This window comes from Sphingobacterium prati (assembly GCF_013167215.1).
Lineage (GTDB): Bacteria > Bacteroidota > Bacteroidia > Sphingobacteriales > Sphingobacteriaceae > Sphingobacterium > Sphingobacterium prati.
In genome coordinates this window covers 87489-105790 of sequence record NZ_JABJWY010000037.1, presented here as the reverse complement: position 1 = coordinate 105790, position 18302 = coordinate 87489, and the positions used below count along the sequence as shown (strand labels likewise).

The window sequence follows — 18302 nt, the reverse complement described above, 5'->3', positions numbered from 1 at the left end:
TAGCAATCACTCACAGCGGAAGGTATATTTAAAAGGCTCATCCGTATTGCCATAACCGACACTTTTGGTTCCCGTAATGTCCGTATAGAAGTATTCCAGCCTAGCGATATGTACGTCTTTATCGACCTTAAAAAATCCACGTGGCCAGATATCAATAAGGTACTTTTTACCACCGACGTCCGTCAATTTGGTATCTGCTGTCTGTTTCCTGATTTCGGCAATTAGCTTTCCTGATTCATCCATTGCCCTGACATGGAGGTAGATGGCAGGCTCATGATCCAGTACCGTATTGGTAACCCCGCCATCAAAAGTCAAGGTAATGATATCATTGTCCAGACTTTTGACCGGTTGTACCGTACCCAACTGTGGGTTGATAAAATCGATCAGATCGCCCTCACCATCGGTTACCTCGAAAGCATTTGAGAACGTAAACTTTTTGTAATCTGTATCCTCTGGACGCAGATTTTCGATGGAAGAACCGATATAGAATCCCAAAGACGCCAACATATTTTCGGCGCCAACGTTACATTCCGCCTTCACCGTAAAATCGATGTCTTCGTTATTGACAAAGGAATAGGCCTGCGTACTCCTAAAGACAATCCATTCCATATCGTCCACCAAATTGGGGCCGATCCCGAACATCTTCTTGGCGGCCTGATGCCAGCTCAGCCCAGATACAGGTTCCAGTTCACTGTCCGGAATGATACGCATGGTGCCATTTCCTTTTGGACTGGTAAAGGACATGGTCAGGTTTTTGCGCGCATTCCATCCCTTGGGCACCATGATACCCGCGACCAGCTGGGTGCTATAACTACCTCCACCCTGGATACGGGGCTCGGCTCCGCAATGCATCGTAAAAGTCACCCGCTGATTTGCCTTTGCAGATTTTGGTACAACTACTGAGATGGCTTTAAGGCCACATTGCGCTAAGAATATGGCCAAAAATAGCCCCATTGCCCAGTAGACATATGTCGAATAATGTATCTTCTTTTTCATATTCCTCCGTTTAAACGTTCACAATCATATTGATACGTATTACTGCTGCAACCCAGGCTCATCACTAAGCTGAGCTGCCGTTTGCCTTTGACCACAGGGAATTGGAATTTGAGGACCACCTCCTCTTTACCCTCCGTTGGACTGAGCACAACACTAAAGGGATACTGTGGATCATCCAGACGGTACTTTCCCGAGCCGCTGACTACAAAAGGTAGATCATCAGCTATGGTATAGGTTCCGTCCGCATTGAAATCGATCTTAAAATTTTCCAATTTCAACCGCTTACTCAGGTTTTCTCCATTTCGGGTCAGCTGTGTTACTTTCCAATTTCCAGTAATATCTTTTTCCGCCTCTTCCGTGCGGATATTGCCCAGCTCATCCTTACAGGAGTTTATTCCCCAACATAAGACCAGCATCAAGGGCCATGAGAGTATCTTGTATATTTTCATCCGTTTAATTTTTTTTAATAACCTGGATTTTGAATCAAGTCTAAGGACTTCGCTACTTCAGATTGGGGGATGGGCCATAGGTACATGCGTTTGTCAAAGACACGTTTTCGTACGTTGATGGTATTGTAGGTTGTTCCCGCTGTTGTACGGACGGGTTCAGTCCCATGCAGCTGTTTATTTTCCAATGATTCAGCCAACTTCCAACGGCGTACGTCAAAAAAACGATGTCCTTCAAAGGCCAGCTCTTTTTGTCGCTCATTCCGGATAATCTCACGCATAGCGTCCTTGTTTAGGCCAATCGGCAATACAAAAGGATCCAATCCTGCCCTTTCTCGGATGGCCTCCACCGCCGCATAGACCTTCTGATCCGGGATCCCGAGCGATTCGTTGCGTGCTTCAGCATAGTTCAACAAGATTTCGGCATATCGGATGATTGGCAGACAGCGTGGCGTATAGGTATTAAACCAATCCGCCGCTACATCCCGATTGACCATCTTATAGGTATAATACCCCGTGGGCGTGCCCCGGTAAATGGCATCCTGCCCCGAAGTCACATTGTTTGGATTGGTCTTATCGATATAGATATTGACTGGCCTCCGGGCCAATCCATCCCGGTGGAAGACCAGAGACTGATCGCGGGTTACAGTATTCGCCAAGCGGGGATCCCGGTTTTTATAGGGGTTTTTCGGGTCGTATCCAGCATTCGGATCGCTGATAGGCAAACCATTACGCATCCCAAAAGCATTCACCGTTTCCAGATACGGATAAGCGCCGGGGTTGCTTACGCCAAAAGTTGGCGGATTCCAGATACCTTCAAGATCCCGGTTGGAATCTTGCATTCTGGCGAGGATATATTCTGAGTTTTTGCGCAATTGAAACAGCTGATAAAAGCCAAATCCCGGTTCAGGCTCATTGTTGACATACAAACTGTAATGTCCCGATTCAATGACCTCCGCTGCTGCCGCTTCGGCCCGCTGCCAGCGCGTTTCATCTGCATTGGGATAGGCGACGACGTCCTTTAACGCTCCTTCTGTTGTCACAGGGCTACCGTTGAACAACGGGCTCGCAGCATACAACAGTAAGCGGGATTTCAATCCGTAACAGGCCGCTTTATTGATCCGTCCATAGTCTTCGCCCGCATGCTCCCAGGGGAGATCCTGCGCTGCGGCATCGCATTCAGCCACAATGTAGCGTACACACTCCTCGAAGGTATTACGCTTGGCAGGGATAACATCACTTGCTACGTAAACACTGTCTCCCATCAGTGGCACGCCACCATAATGTTCCAATAAAATAAAGTAATAATAAGCTCTTAAAAATCGGGTTTCTGCCTTCACCCGCACCTTAATATTCGTACCAAAGCGTGCCCTATGCAGGTTTTTAAGCATAATATTTGCCCTACGAATATTGGTATATGGTTTTGCCCAAGCATCATTGGTGATAATATTGGAGTTGACGGTACCTGTAGCAAACTGGATAAAGGTATTGATGCTCCCCAGTCCAGCTCCCTCCGCTTCGTCTGTGCTGGCATCAAGCCCACCCCCACCAAAGCGTTTGGGCCAAGTCGCAAACCCGATATCACCATATATGCCTGACAGGAAGTTGATGGTATAGGTACTATCCGAAAAGACGACCTCTTCATTCAGATCTGATGATTGCGTCTGATCTAAAAATCCCTGTTTACTACAAGCCGTACAGGCCAGGAAGGCCAGTACGCAAAATGTCATTTGGCTTTTGTTCATAATTTTTTGTAAAACAGTAAAATAATTGGTTATGCTATCATTATACCAGCGAGCCTAGCTCGCTGGTATCAAATTTTTAAATAATCTAATCGATCGAACTCAGGGAAAATGGCCTTGAATCCGTCGAAACTCCTCTTTTATAATTGGGCTTATCGCCCATGACAAAATGAAGCTCCCCTCCTTTTAGCAGATCTTCATATCGAATAAAATTTTTGTCGTAGACTGCTCCATTGAGCGCTGCTGATTGGATGTAGACATGCTGCGGACTATTATTGTCCGCCTTGATGGTAAATGTTTTCCCATTATCGAGACTGATGGTCACCTTTTTGAATACCGGACTTCCAAATACGTATTCATCCGTTCCGGGACAGACACTGTAGATCCCCATGGCGCTCAAGACATACCAGGAAGACATTTGCCCCTGGTCCTCATCACCCGGATACCCCTTTTCTGTCGCGTTATACAGCCGCGAGGTCACCATACGGGCATATTTTTGCGCTTTCCAGGGTCGGCCACTGAAATTATACAAATATGGAACATGTTGCGTAGGCTGATTGCCATGCGCATATTGTCCCATTTTTGACAACAACATTTCGCGCATTTCATGGATTTCCTGTTTATAGCTACCATAGTTGACGCGCTGATCCATGGAAAAGAACGTATCTAGTTTTGCATTAAACTTATCCACCCCACCGATCAGGTTGATCAAGCCGTTTACGTCGTGCATCACCGACCAGGTATATTGCCAGGCATTCGCTTCGGTAAAAGGGCCACCCCATTCTACAGGATCAAAGGGTTCACGCCATTGCCCATTATCTAGCCGGCCGCGCATAAAGTTTACCTGCGGATCAAATACGTTTTTGTAGTTATACATCTGCCGGGCAAAGATATTTTCATAGAATGTATTGCCCGTAGCCTTTGCCAGCTGATAAGCACAGAAGTCATCGTAGGCATATTCCAATGTTTTTGCCGTACTTTCGTGAATATCGCCGTAGGGGACATACCCTTTGGTAAAATACGCCTTCCACCCTTCGCGCCCATTTGATCCACCCCACATTCCCTTATTGGTCGCTTCATGGTAATAGGCCGCCAAAGCACTATCAGCATCGAAGGTTCGGATCCCCTTCACCCAGGCATCTGCCAATAGCGAGATCGCATGGTTCCCGATCATCACGCCCGACATCCCAGGATTGGACCAGGTCGGAAAAAATCCGGCCTGCTTTTGCGCATCCAGCAAGGACTGCATATAACGCCCCTGCATGGCCGGATGCAAGAGATTGCTCAAGGGGAATTGCCCACGAAAAGTATCCCAAAAACCATTATCCGTAAACATGTACCCCTTATGAATCTTCCCATCGTATGGGCTGAAATAATAGGGATTTCCCTCCGGATCCATTTCATAGAACTTACGTGAAAATAAATTGGCCCTGAACATGCAGGAATAAAATGTTGCCATCTCCGCTTCCGTCCCCCCTTCAACGCGCACGCGATTCAGCAATGCATTCCAGGTATCAAAGGCTTTCTTTTTACTTACCTCAAAAGTATTGTGTCCACCTAGTTCGCGTTTAAAATTAAGATTTGCCTGCTGCGGACTGATATAGGATGAAGCGATTTTCACTTCCACTTTTGCCCCTGGGCGGAATTCCAAATACCCCCCTTTACCTTTCCCCGCATCATATTGCTGCCCAGCCTGGATTGTGCCCTTCACATTTTCCCAGGTGCCGTAAGCTTTAAAATCCTGATCGAAAGTCAGCACAAAATAATTTTTCATATGCTCGGGCACAAAACGACCATTATGTACATACCCGACAATCTTGCGTTCTTCGGGTATGATCTTAATCTCGCTATCGTCCAAAAAACCATCCAATACCAAGAACGCTTTTTCCTTTTTCGGGAAGCTAAAGCGCATATGCGCCCCCCTTTCCACTGGACTCAATTCTGCCTTGATACCATTATCAAAATTAACCGCATAATAATGTGGCTTGGCGATCTCATTTTCATGCTTAAAAGAGAGCGCCCGGCGCTCCTCATTGACCTCCAGTTTTCCAAGGCCCGGCATCAACGAAAAAACCATATAATCACCCATCCAGGGGCTGCATTGGTGAACCTGCTGAAATCCCCGTATGCTGTTTGCTTTGTATTGATATTTCCAGCCATCCCCATTTTTCCCCGTTTGAGCCGAAAAGAAATGTACCGCAAAAGGCAATCCTACCGTAGGGTAAGTATTTCCATAAGACAGGCTCCATTCAGAATCCGTCCCTTGGAGGGTATTCACATACTTTACCAGGTCTACCTGCTGCGCATACACCTGATTTAATATCGCATAAAGCGTGATCAGATAAATACATAATCTTCGTTTCATAATTACAGCTATTTAAATTTGTATCATCTTTAAAAGATATTCTTTAATTTCAATGTTTCCTTTTCAGCATGACCGTATTGCTTCCATAGCAGCTTCGCATTCTTCAATTGCCGTGCATGAGATTCCGTAAGCCGAAGAAACTTTTCCTCACCCGGCATCAGGGTAAAATAATTGTCCGAGATCATGAGCGGCAAAATCCGTTCATTTGTTCCTGCATCGACCAGACGCAAGCGATTACCAAATGATACTGTTGTTCCACGATTAAAAACCCGGAGCACAACACCGTCGGTACTGCCTATTTTTTTATAGTCAAATTCAAGTTTGGCTTTCGGCAAACTCGCCAGGCTGGTATAATCCAGCTCTTTTCGACCATTCCGCCAATAGAAATTTTCAGACAGCAAAACGCCCTTTCTATCCTTCAGGGTAAGCTTGATGAAGTGTAGATCGGACAAGGCTGTAGCTCCTTGTTCGCCATCAAAATTTAGCCGAAAGACTTCCACCGCCACATTTGACTGTACGGTAGCGCTGGTTTGCAGGTTATATTTTTTGATCTCTTTGCCACTCATATCAAAGACCCGCGCCGAAATCCATACCGAATCAAGGCTCTTTAAGCTTGTATTGATGACCTTGACACTGTTGTTGGATGCATTCCATTGTATATGTACCGGCTCACAGGCCTTTTTTGCTCCCCAATAGGCGCCCGTTGCGTCGTAATAGTAATCATATGTCTGCCATACAAATGAAGGGTAGGCCGATTGGCTCATCCAGATCAGCATGCCTGCTGCGTCGTCCCAGAGCTTGTCGTTCCAGGCTTCATACATGCCCTTCATCACTTCAAGGTTAAGGTATTGCGCCTTTTCAGCAAATGCAGATAGATCCGTCGATTCACCATACTGTTTATTGACCGCATCTTTATACTGTATAGGACTGGCATTAGCAGCTTCCTTACCAAAAAAATGCCTATTCCACACATTGTCGTCCTCCGATTTGAGCTGTTCGTCCGTAGGCAATGGCCAGAGCTTGTCCTTTGGGATAAACTTCACGATACTTTCATAATTGGGGAAAGTAGCCGTTCCGATTTCCGTACGTAGGCCATAACCGTAGTCGCTGCTATAAGGGTAAGGCGGATCGTTCCAGGCCAGGTTGCTTCCCGAAGTTTCAAAATGGTGCCGCGGCGGCTGGTTACCCCACCATCCACTTCCCGAAAGACCATCCTGATTGGAGCTGGACTTATACAGCCGGTCATTATGGTCTTCCGAAGCCACAATAGCACGCAGATAATTATCCAGTTCGGGTTTTGGATGCGTTTCATTGGCGCCGCACCAGATCGCTATGCTGGCATGATTTCGCAATCGTTTTATTTTATCGAGCGCATTTGCTTTAAAATCATCATCATTGGCCACATCGTTATACGCCACATAGAGCCAAAAATCGTCCCACACCATCATCCCGTAACGATCGCAATAATCATAGAAAGCATCGTCCGTGATCGAGCCCGTCCATAAGCGGATCATGTTATAGTTCATATCCTTATGCAACTTGACCTTGAGACCGTACTCTTCCCCTTGGCAGCGGAGCAAGTATTCACTCATTCCCCAATTGCCCCCTTTGAGATAGATCTTTTTTCCGTTGATATAGAAATTTAGCACCGGCCATCCCGCTTTATTGCGTACATAATGGTATTCGTATTTACGGATACCAAACTGGATCTGCTTCTGATCCGAGATCTCATCACCAATTTTTGCGGTAAGCGCACAACTGTACAAATTCGGCTCCCCATAACCATTTGGCCACCAGAGCAAAGGCTGTTTGATCAAAAATTCCTTCACCTCCTTGCGGGTGATATATACCTTTTGTGTACTGTGCGGGGCAACCCTTACTTTTTTAGAAAATCGGATATCTCCAGGCTTGATGATGCCTTCCAGCGTTATTTCTTTGGGTTGATCACCCGCATTTCTTAGATCGGTTGAAAAGTCCAGGTAGGCAAACTCATTGCTTTCCAGTTCGGACCGCATCCAGGGGTCTTCCATACTGACGTCGCCAACAAAGCGTAACGATACATTGCCAGTTATCCCAGCCAAGCGTCCCGGTACATAAGGCATCCAGTCCCAGCCAGCCGCCGCTAGATACGTTGGGCTTGCCGTTACGCCAAAAGGTTCTTTTGCCGAACGTGTTTTTTTCTGGTCGGCATCGGTAATCAACACCGCAATTGCATTTTCCTGCCCCACACGCACGAGATCTGTGATATCAAATTTGCTGCGCAACATATGGCCACTGACATCTCTTGTAGAGGCAGCTGTACCCGATAGTTTCACGCCATTGCAGAAAAAATCGGCATAGCGGTTGGTATTGTCAAAATGAATCCATACACGCTGCCCTTTTTTATAGTCTACAGGCAGGTGAAAAGAGGTCCGGTACCAGAACGGACGGTTGAATAACTGTTCATCCACACGGTAGATGTTGTCTGCAAAATTGGGATCCGGTACAAGTCCCTGATCCACATAAGCCGTAAAGACGACACCTGGGACAATACCACGTACGGAGTCTTTGATCCGAAAATTGGGTTGTGCTATTTCCTGCCCCGAATAAGGTAGATCCGATTGCGGCTTTATTTCCCAGTGAATCGCAGGATTATCGCTATTGAGCGAAATCTCGCGTACTTGACCATAACCTACAAGTACCAGCTGCAAGAATAGCAGCATATATAGCAGTCTTTTTTTCATTCGATCCCCCAGTCTTTGTTTGGATTAGACCCCATATAGAGCTCCAAAGTTGCCCCGGCCACCATATCTTTAAAGTCAATGTAATTTTTAGCATAGGGCTTTCCGTTTAGGACTGCCCGCTGGATATATATATTATCCGCCGAATTATCATGAGCGACAATGCGAAAACTTTTACCCGAGAAATAATTAGGATCCAGCTGAAAAGACAATTCCTGGAATATGGGGCTTGTTATTTCAAAGCGTGTTGAGCCCGGACAAGAGGGATGTATTCCCGATGCAGCCAGCACGTACCAAGCCGACATCTGTCCTACATCCTCATTTCCCACAATCCCCTCTACGGCATTACGATACGCGTTGTCGCAGATGTAACGGGTCCATTTTTGGGTGAGGTAGGCCGCATCCAGGTGGTTGAACAAAAACGGAACTAAATGTACAGGCTCATTGGCATGATTATAATAGTCGTTCCAGAGCATATTTTCAGGCGTCTTCTCAAAAAAATCTGTTAGGTCCGCTAAGGTTTTTTCTTTCCCACCCATCAACTCGATCATGCCCGGAATATCATGTGGCACAAACCAGCCCTGCTGATAGGGGTTGCTTTCAATGGTACCATACCACTCTTTAGTACGTGCATTCTCGGGCCATTCCTCCCATGACCCGTCACTTTTCCGGGGTCTGAACCAGCCTTTTTCCGGATCAAATATCTTTCGGTAAGCTTGACTTTTGTCCAAATACACTTGTTCCGTTTCCGTCTTGTTCAATCCTTTTGCCAGTTGTGCTATGCACCAGTCGGTGTATGCATATTCCAGCGTATTCGAAATGCTCAATGCCCCCGGAGTGTATCCTAACGAATCGTTGCCAAACCGTTTGGAGGTATTGATGGCGTAGGTTAATGCTTTGGATACATCGTAATTGCGTATCCCTTTCGCATAAGCATCTGCCAATACCGATAGCGCAGGATTACCGATCATGCAGCCAGAATACGCATTTAATAATTCCCAGCGTTCAAAATAGCCCTTTCCAGATTCATCAGCCAGACTGATCAATGAATTGAGCTCATCATTTACTAAGCTGGGGTTGATCAAAGTTTGTAACGGAAATTGTGACCGGAAGACATCCCAGCCGCTAAAAATTGTCCGTTTGGTAAAGCCCTCACTATGGCGGATCCTGTTGTCGCCGCCCGTATAACGTCCATCGACATCCGTAAAAATGCGCGGATCAATCATGGTATGGTACATTGAGGTATAAAAGATCGTTTTTTGATCCTTTGTACCGCCGTTGACAACGATTTTTGATAGCTGTGCATCCCACATTTCTTTCGCTTCCCGACGGACACGATCGAAATTTTTGCCTGCTATTTCCTTTTTAAAATTATTTTCGGCGCCCTGCATATCGACGAAGGAAATTCCGACCTGTAGATTGACCTGCTCGCCCTGTCGGGTTTCAAATTCGGAGAACACGCCAAGGTGTTTCCCTTCCAGTTCATTTTTTCCGGGCCACACTTTCGCTTCAGCTAACCGATTTTGGTAAGCGATGGACTGTACATCGTCACGCTTACGCTTCCAGTCGTCAGGGATTTCTGCCGACCAGATACCATGTTTTTTTAGTGGTTTATCGAAGCGTGCATAAAAGTAAACCGTATAATCCGCCTTACCATCGCCATCGCCCCAGCCGCCCCCCTCAGGCGTACAGCGCATCCATCCCTGAATACTATAGTCATCTACTTTTCGGACATATTGCTGTATCGCTGTGCCGCCAACGCGACGCGCCAGGTCAATCTGAATACGTGATTCCTTACTTTGCGGAAAGGTAAAACGAAGCATACCGCTATGTGGTGCAGCGGTAGCCTCCACGCGAATATGATACCGTTCAAGATCAACTGCATAATATCCAGCCTGAGCGACCTCACTGGACTTGTTGTAAGGCGAACGGTAGCCTCTCACACTACCATCGTCCTTACCCGCAATGGTATGCAACTTACCGATGGTAGGCATCACCAGAAAATTTCCGAGATCGCCGTACCAGCCTACTCCACTCATCTGCGTGAAGGCAAAACCTTCAATACTGCGATGCTCGTAACTATACCCTGGGCTGTTGTCACCGCCTGTAATCGTGTTAGGGCTCACCTGCACCATGCCATAGGGTGTCGTTGCCCCCGGAAAAGTCTTTCCCAAACCATGATAAGTACCTGCGGCACCAACACTTGTACTGGCACCAATAAATGGATTGACATAGTCTGCTGGACTGGGAACAGGATGATATCGGCGACTAGCACACGATGTCGAAGACACGATTAGCGCGATAACAAAACAAGATAGCAGTCCATATAATTTATTCATATTGATTTATCGTTTTAAAGGTTCTATTTATTGACTTTAAAGGTCCTGATTCCGAATTGTGGCAGCTGCACAACAAAAGCTTTCCTATCCTTCGCCATCTTTCTAAAGGAAATATCCCCTTTGTGCTCACCATTCAGCAGGACTTCCTGTAGCGAAGTCGCGGGGAAGTTTATCGTGACAGTTGACGAAGCCTGTTTATTACCCGTATTAAACAGGCGTAAGTTAAGTTGTGCATGGTCCAACTGCAAGGCCGATATCTCCAAATTATCATCCGAGAGTTCGATCAACTGTCGATCTCTGGCTTCGATATTGAGATGATAGGATGCTAATAGCGGTTCGTTCCAGGCATTGCTTCGGTCTGCGATACGCGCTATATTCCAGTTTTTTTCATGAGGTATCAACGCATAGCGCATGTGTAATGGCCCCGTAATCTTATAATCCATCCCCCACAATCCCAACCCGGAGTATTGTGCAGTCAGACTCAATGGAAATTCCTTGCCATGGACATAGGACCCCGTATGGTCGGTCAGTACGGCGAGACCATATTGGCTATTTTCGTCAAAGAGGTCTACCCAGTTCAACACAACGTTGTTCTTAATCTGGTCCCATTGACCAAAAAAGGTATCCTCCAGACCACTTTCTGTGACATCAAATGGTGCATTTTTAGCTATTTTCCCCCTGTTTACAGTTGATGGAAACATGACTTTCAACTTATAGCGATCGTCGGTAAAAGCGCGTCTATTAGCTGTCCATTTCTGTTGTTGCTTATATTCACCGATTCCAACATTGCCTTTCCAGTCTATCGTCAGATCCATATCGATGCGTTGCTGTCCTGCCACTAGCGACAGTAACTGAACAAAAGGATGCCCATTGATATTCCCTGTTATTTTAACCGTTGTTTTCAACCCATCATCCTGTACGACAGTGAACGTTACGGGGCTATCCTTTGAAGAATAAAATTTCCCCTCTTCATAAAAATGCCCTGCGATTTCCCCCATCCGATACTCCTCCTCTTGTGTAGCAAATTCCTTTTGATTTGCATATTTGGCAATCAGACTCTTGATTGTTCCCCCCTGCTTTTTGTCCAGCACAATCTTGTACAATTCATTTTCGAGAATACAGTTGCCTTCGTTGTCAAAACGAACGATCTTTTTCGGTTCATCCGATTTAGATTGCCCTAGCTTAATAGGCTGAGCTGCCCTAAGCTGATAGGTAGCATAGCCAAAGCCATTCACCTCTGCTTCAAATTCCAGGACTTTACCCTTATCGGTTTGATAGCACTGTGCAGGCAATTTCTCCAGTTTTCCAGTCCACACGGTGACATCATCCACATGTTCAGGTAAGCGCACCTGTACCCATTCCTTTCGGTGTTGGGCTAGCGTATTATAAACCCGGATATAGCCCAATTCCGAATTAGTACTCCGCGTGGAAGTGGCATAAGAAGCATTTGCCTGCTGGATTAATTGATCCGCAATGTTCAGGGTATTGTTGGTCCAGTTCTCGATCGCCTGCGCCCAAGTCTGGTCCTGATGCAACTTATTGTAAGGTACAATCCAGGAATCGTGGTGCTGGGCCATCATCAACGTTCGCCAGGCTTCGTCAAGGCGTTTACCATCCGGTACAAAACCATGATCCATAAAAGCCATGGCACCGATTTTTTCAGCTTGCAGTATCCTGTTTTCCGCTTGGCGCACCTGTTGTGCAATGCGTTGCAGCACTTGGCTACCCCACATTAAGTTGACCAAAATGTCCTCCTGCCCCATTTTCCAGGTTGGCACAGCTCGTCCAGCTGGGATCGACCGAAAATATTCCGTCCAGGTGGTGTAACGCACATTATTTTTTACCTGGTCGCCCGTTCCTATCCACGGACCATTTTTCCATCCGGCATCCTGATAGCACATACCGACTGGATTCATAATTCCAGCTTCATAACAACTCTTCCAATAATCTACTGTATTGGCCCAGGCCGTAGTCTGCCAGGTGGAGTTTTTTTCAAAAGCCTCGTTTGCATAACGGGGTACCGTAAGTATTGCCGTACCATCGGGCCCTTCCCAATTCAGAAATTGACCACCATGTGCCCTGATGTAGCCTCCCCAGCAGGTATTTGGAGATTTAAGTACCGCATACTGAAATCCGAATTGCCGGAGGACCTGGGGTAGACTGCTTGTAAAACAAGGTTCTTCCACAGCATAGGTTGTAAAATTAATACCCGGAAAATGCGATTGATATTTCGCCATGCCATAAGTAAATTGGCGAATGATACTTTCACCAGAGATATTATACAGATAAGGTTGCGCATAGGTTGGATTTGTGAAATCCAGGCGTGGATCCTTCGCCCATTCCTTCATGCGTGCATAGCCAGCAGGATCCTTAACCTTGACTGTATCCCAGGTCTCCGGTTCGATCTCAAGTCCAATTCGCCAGCTTGGCTCCCCTTCCAGTTGGTCGAGCATAAATGTTGTTACCCAAAGTGGGTAGTGTCCGTAAACCCCGCCGTGATAACCATCGACAAAATAAGCCTGCTGCTGCCCCTGCAGTCCAGCGGCCGATACCAACGCAAGCCCCAAAATGATTGCTATTTTTTTCAACCCCGCCATCCCGTTATTTTTTCAGCTGTACAAGACGCACCGACCGTTTAATAGGTTGATTAACTTCATTCATCCGCTGCTGCAGATCATCAATCTGGTTTTGCCAGGCCGCGCGAACCTCAGGATACATCGCTTTGGCATAGAGATCTCTTTTTGCGCGCAACCAACCATCTGTGGCCACATGTTGGTCCATGACCTCGATGGCTTTGCGATTGTCGGCATTCAACAATCCTTTTGGGAGAAAAAAATTGTACTGCACCCAGGCCAGATCCCGGAAACGGCGTTCAATCTCCCAGCGTTCTTCATTGAGAAACATCACTTTCAAGGCCTGCTGATATTGGGGTGTCCGTGTCTGGTTCGCCAGATTGATTCCTTTGTCGAGATCCGCAGCAGACCATACACCGATTTCCTGATCGTCAATCCATAAGGTGTAGTTTCCTTTAAGTCCCTTTACCTGCAAGATTTCCTGATTCATTTCTTCCATAAAAGGGACAATATTAACCGCATCGTGCTGGCTATATTTAGCTCCCCAGCCTCTAGCGACCGTATCCATGGGATAAGGCAGTGCCGCCGCGAGATAATCAAAACTGAGGTTATTTCCAGCCTTTTTGACATTTTCAACCCCACAGTTCTTTGCTTCTATCACACGTTGTTTTGTCGCGTCAATCCCCACTGTGGCTACCCCCTGACCGGCAAATCCCTGAGCTTTCAAAAATAAGTAAGCCATGACCATATGCCCGTTATTATCTGGGTGCACGCGGTCGCTTCCCGATATGGTGAAGGTCGGATCCTTTTGCTGAAAATTCGCATTGATTGCGCTGATCGGCTGATTGAAATCATAGAATTCCCAGCCATTGCTTTTGGCCGATTCACGCTGAAAATCAACAATACGTTTCATAGCCTTATTTTTATTTTTAAAGGGCTTATTATCCTTGATCACCACATTTTCATCATAAGGAGTACTTCCCAGCAATACCAGGCGGGTATCGACCAACCCTTTGTATCGTTTTTCCATTTCTTTATAGCCATCGTATGACTCTTTTACCTTGGCATTAGCAAAAACCTCTGGCTGATCACCGTTATATTCAAAATAGCCTGAATCGTTCATACCGAAAGTAGTGATCAATACAGTAGGCTGCTTGCTGAACACATCGCCATCCAACCTTCTGAGCATATCGACCACCCGATCACCACCGATCCCCACGTTGAACATCTTCAGTTTCATTTCGGGAAAACGCGTCAGGTAATACAACCAGATATAAGCATGATAATGCCCACCATCCGTAATACTATTTCCCAAAAAGACCACGCGGTCGCCATCCTTAAAAGGTGAAATTTGTTGCGCAACAGTCCGGACAGCTGTTCCCAAAGACAGGAGAACGGCAAATCCTGCCAAAAAGATTTTTCTAGAATAATTTCCCATAAGATTGAAGTTGTACAAGGATGACGATAGGTAAAACGTAAAAATAGATTTATTAAATTGGTATTGGTTCTATCGGCATTTCCTTAAAAACAAATGTATAACGCAAGAGCCCTACTTGCATGTGCGAGTAGGGCTCTTAGTAAACGATTATAACGAATAAAATACAACAATAAACTAACAGACAATTAGTTACAAAACATCAAGTAAGCTGTTTTGGTAAATGATTTAGAATTGATTTGTGGATACTCCACCCAATTTTCGTACTTTTTCTTCAAAATGCTGGGCATCATCAATAGCCTTACTCTTTACTTTGCTCTTATAATTATAGATGGTTTGCATCGAATAGCGCAGAAAGATAGCAATCTGATTAACATCAGAAATCCCAAGGCGAATCAGGGCAAAAATACGGAGCTCGGTATTGAGTTTATCCTTTTTCAGCTGGTACTGTTCATCCGGCCGGAGCAGGTTGTTAAATTCATCAACAAAATTGGGATATACCTCCAAAAAAGTCCGATCAAAATCAGCGTAAAGATCCTGCGCGTATTTTTCCAGGGATTCATTGGAAGAAGTCAGCTGTTGTAAGTCATCCAGCTGGCGGCTTTTGACCTTACGGTACACATTTTTTCTAAAATCATCCAGTTTCTCCAGATATACCGCACATTGGTTGAGGTAATAGCCGATATAACGTTCACGTACAAGATTAGCCTCGTCCAATTTGTGGTTGACGAGGATCAGCTGCCCGTTAGTCATATTGAGTTTCTTTCGGGCACGGGATACGATCTTCATCTGCTTAAATAAGAAATAGAGTGTAAGGATTAAAATAACCGCAAATATGCTGATTACGATTGCATATAGACGCAAATTTTTCCGCTGTTGATCGATCTTGGCAAGATAGGTCGCTTCAATAATAGGTTGTGTGCGTGCGATAACAGTATTGCGAAAGCGCGAATTGTAATAGTTGGCATCGTCCAGAGCAGCCTGAATATAGGCAAAGGCTCTATTCACATCACCCTTTTTATTCAAGTAAATCGCCAAGGTCAATAATGACTCGTTTTCTTTAATCGCCAGTCGGACATCTGTAATTGCGGCCATAATAAGATATTCTTCCGTCAATTGCGCTTTTCCCAGTTCTTTAGCGATCATCGCAATACCCATTGCAGACATCCCATAGCCATGTGTATCACTTTTTTCCTTTTTGAACAGATGCAGCTGGATATCCCCGGACTCTTTGAACATACCCTCTGCTTTGAGCTTAAATGATTTTTCCTTGAGGTACATATCCGAGTTTGGGTCGAGCAGCCCCATAAGGCTGCTTCTGGATTTGGCAATTTCACTTTCGTATTCCCTATTGTAATTATCGTGGTCAGTGTATTTGATCAAATTTTCATAATAACGGATAGTGCTCCAGTGGTAGAGGACCTTCAGGTGCTGAGGCAGTCCATCATAATCGATTTGCTTCAGTACATCCCATGCCTGGGTAAACAATCCAGAGATGGAAAGAACAAAAGCCAATTTGACTTGGCTTTCTGTCATGAGCATCTTATCGTTAAGCTGGTTGGCTATCGCAATATTGCCGTCTATATAAGCCAATGAAGAGTCACAGTTTAACGTCTGATATTCAAAAATTAGCTGATTCTGGATCTCGTACCGTTTCATGGCTGCCGGGTGGCTTTTCAATTGGCCTTTGATAGCGTCAATCCGGTGAATCTTGGCAGCTAAATAAACAGCCCGATTATGGATTGCTTTATCCAGTACCTTCAATAAGGAATCTACTTTGTTCGCGTGCAGTGGTGTATAGTAAGCTAATGCAAAAATGCACAAAAGAATAAGTTGTCTCGCTTTCACTAGGCTATTATAATTGATCAAACGTAGCTCAAATATAAGTAAAAATTCGCTGGTAAAAACCCACGGTTATATTGTTAACGTTATTGTTGCATCAAAAATATAACGCTATGCGCACAAACTATTGACATTAGCGAATTATAGCCCTTAGATCAACATGCCATACGGATCTGTAAGCGCTCTTTCAGCAGAGGAGTTCGTGGCATTGGAGCAAAAATATGATATCACAGAACGTCCCATTGGGAAGTCTTTAAGCATTTTTCCAGCGCTCATGCCAACTTTTAAATTCGGATGGTTTGATTCGGAAGCGCGCAAAGTTCCCTTCATGCAGGGACAGTAGTTCCATATCTACGACATCAATAAATTTTTGCCGGTCGCTGCCAACAATGCGTTCAGAATACTGTCCAATGGCGGCTAATGCTTCCTGATGGTTCATAGTCTGAACGACAATCTCACGAACGATATGGCGGATTTCGTCGCGATAGCGCATTCGCCAGGTATCCGGCTCTCCCAACGATTGCCTGATGGCAGCATAACGGAGTGCTGAACGCCGATAAGACCAGAGAAAAACATCTTTCAATAAGTCAATGCGATTCAGTTCGTACACCCCGAGCAATCCCTTGATATATAACTCTTCCGGTACATCGACAAATGCCATAGGGGATAGGTTATGTCTATTCAAAGGAATATTTGCTGCCAAGCGGGAAACTCGTTTGTTCACATCATCGAAGGGCTGCAAGTAGGGCAAATGTACCATAATAAAGAAAGCCTGTTCGAAAGGATCCGCAATAGCCAGCAGCTTATCAAGCATTCTTCTGAACATATCTTCGATGAGCTGCGGCATGGCTAAGGGGGTGAACACAGAATTGGTAATACCGACACCAAATGTCCGCAGACGTCCAGCGGCAGCTGGGTCAGGCAGTAGATTATCAGCTAAAAGCGCATGTAAATTGGTGATGGTATAGCTGTTGAAATTGATCTCATCGGCCCCCTGTACAATAAACTCTATTGCTTCTTTATGATTCAGGATCATTTGCGTATCAGCCTCATTCTTATCGTCAGCCTTCTTTCCTTGGGAGATTAAATATTGGGTATCCAGAAGACTATATGTATTTCCTTCCAGCCGACTTGAATTCCAAGAGAGATCTATCAGCAGTCTTTCCAGTACCGATCTTGCGTATGTCCCTGCAGGTTGGTCGCTTGTATTTGTCTGACCTATTTCAGCGAGCATACGCTTTTCATCATCACTTAAATACATATCGATGTTAGGGCGATAATTTAGTAGAAAATCAGGTTGGTACCCTACAGGGATCCGAGTAGTCACCGGCCGGGACACAAGAGATTCAATTTTCCTTCCTTCCGGTGATAACTGAATTTCATTGGGTTGTTTCTTATATACTGAAGATTCGTTTGCAGTATTACCCCTATCCAATAGCGAGGAGATATGGTACAATGTTGAACGCACATTTCCGGATGTGTAGACCGCTCCTTCCGCTTTGAGTTTTTCCAAACGTCGTTGCAAAGACCTTGTTTCCAAATCCAGTCCAGTGGCCGCCTTAATTTCATTTAGACTAGCTCCTTTATGTGATTGCCGAAGGACTTCTAAAATGCGATAAACCTGTTGGTCTATTTCGTATTTCTTACCTGAGTTTTTTGCCATATCGCGACTTTTAAACGACAAAAATACAAAAAAATGTCGTGTTAATCAGTTTAAACGACAAAACAGTATTATTTTGTCGTGATATAACGTAATACGACAGGATTTTTTTCTGCAAACTGCGATTTAAGACGCTTTTCTTTCAAGCAAATAGGAATTTAAAGGAATAGATAATACCTTTGAA

Annotated in this window: 10 protein-coding genes; all 10 read right to left on the bottom strand. The window is 45.3% G+C overall.

Features of this window, described 5'->3' with window-relative positions:
* Positions 1-6 precede the first annotated feature (6 nt).
* Positions 7-996 (bottom strand): DUF4961 domain-containing protein, encoded by a 990-nt coding sequence (locus HPC41_RS18515; RefSeq protein WP_172395506.1) that lies wholly within the window; start codon positions 994-996, stop codon positions 7-9.
* Positions 993-1445: a DUF5004 domain-containing protein gene (locus tag HPC41_RS18510; protein WP_172395505.1), complete on the bottom strand. Its 453-nt coding sequence runs from the start codon at positions 1443-1445 to the stop codon at positions 993-995. The genes HPC41_RS18515 and HPC41_RS18510 overlap by 4 nt, the downstream gene beginning before the upstream one ends.
* A gap of 14 nt (positions 1446-1459) precedes the next feature.
* Positions 1460-3187 carry a RagB/SusD family nutrient uptake outer membrane protein gene (locus HPC41_RS18505; RefSeq protein ID WP_172395504.1) on the bottom strand — a complete coding sequence of 576 codons (1728 nt, stop codon included), beginning with the start codon at positions 3185-3187 and terminating at the stop codon, positions 1460-1462.
* Between the two features lie 85 nt (positions 3188-3272).
* Entirely contained in the window at positions 3273-5549 is a 2277-nt protein-coding gene (locus HPC41_RS18500) for a GH92 family glycosyl hydrolase (protein WP_172395503.1), read from the bottom strand.
* 29 nt (positions 5550-5578) lie between these two features.
* Positions 5579-8272 carry a glycoside hydrolase family 2 protein gene (locus tag HPC41_RS18495; RefSeq protein ID WP_172395502.1) on the bottom strand — a complete coding sequence of 898 codons (2694 nt, stop codon included), beginning with the start codon at positions 8270-8272 and terminating at the stop codon, positions 5579-5581.
* Positions 8269-10608, bottom strand: a complete 2340-nt coding sequence (locus HPC41_RS18490; protein WP_172395501.1) for a GH92 family glycosyl hydrolase — start codon at positions 10606-10608, stop codon at positions 8269-8271. The genes HPC41_RS18495 and HPC41_RS18490 overlap by 4 nt, the downstream gene beginning before the upstream one ends.
* A gap of 23 nt (positions 10609-10631) precedes the next feature.
* A complete protein-coding gene (locus HPC41_RS18485) occupies positions 10632-13205 on the bottom strand; it encodes a glycoside hydrolase family 38 N-terminal domain-containing protein (protein ID WP_172395500.1) in 2574 nt (857 codons plus the stop codon).
* 4 nt (positions 13206-13209) lie between these two features.
* Complete coding sequence (locus HPC41_RS18480) at positions 13210-14619, bottom strand: SGNH/GDSL hydrolase family protein (protein WP_172395499.1); 1410 nt, start codon at positions 14617-14619, stop codon at positions 13210-13212.
* A 225-nt stretch (positions 14620-14844) separates the two neighbouring features.
* A complete protein-coding gene (locus HPC41_RS25715; RefSeq protein ID WP_216660824.1) occupies positions 14845-16464 on the bottom strand; it encodes a DUF6377 domain-containing protein in 1620 nt (539 codons plus the stop codon).
* A 247-nt stretch (positions 16465-16711) separates the two neighbouring features.
* A complete protein-coding gene (locus tag HPC41_RS18470) occupies positions 16712-18121 on the bottom strand; it encodes a Fic family protein (protein WP_172395498.1) in 1410 nt (469 codons plus the stop codon).
* Between the last annotated feature and the right edge of the window lie 181 nt (positions 18122-18302).

Bases quoted from the DNA above. Each gene is read 5' to 3' on its own strand.
- HPC41_RS18495 (WP_172395502.1), bottom strand. From the start codon at position 8,272: ATGAAAAAAAGACTGCTATATATGCTGCTATTCTTGCAGCTGGTACTT.
- HPC41_RS18515 (WP_172395506.1), bottom strand. From the start codon at position 996: ATGAAAAAGAAGATACATTATTCGACATATGTCTACTGGGCAATGGGG.
- HPC41_RS18490 (WP_172395501.1), bottom strand. From the start codon at position 10,608: ATGAATAAATTATATGGACTGCTATCTTGTTTTGTTATCGCGCTAATC.
- HPC41_RS18485 (WP_172395500.1), bottom strand. From the start codon at position 13,205: ATGGCGGGGTTGAAAAAAATAGCAATCATTTTGGGGCTTGCGTTGGTA.
- HPC41_RS18500 (WP_172395503.1), bottom strand. From the start codon at position 5,549: ATGAAACGAAGATTATGTATTTATCTGATCACGCTTTATGCGATATTA.
- HPC41_RS18505 (WP_172395504.1), bottom strand. From the start codon at position 3,187: ATGAACAAAAGCCAAATGACATTTTGCGTACTGGCCTTCCTGGCCTGT.
- HPC41_RS18480 (WP_172395499.1), bottom strand. From the start codon at position 14,619: ATGGGAAATTATTCTAGAAAAATCTTTTTGGCAGGATTTGCCGTTCTC.
- HPC41_RS18510 (WP_172395505.1), bottom strand. From the start codon at position 1,445: ATGAAAATATACAAGATACTCTCATGGCCCTTGATGCTGGTCTTATGT.
- HPC41_RS18470 (WP_172395498.1), bottom strand. From the start codon at position 18,121: ATGGCAAAAAACTCAGGTAAGAAATACGAAATAGACCAACAGGTTTAT.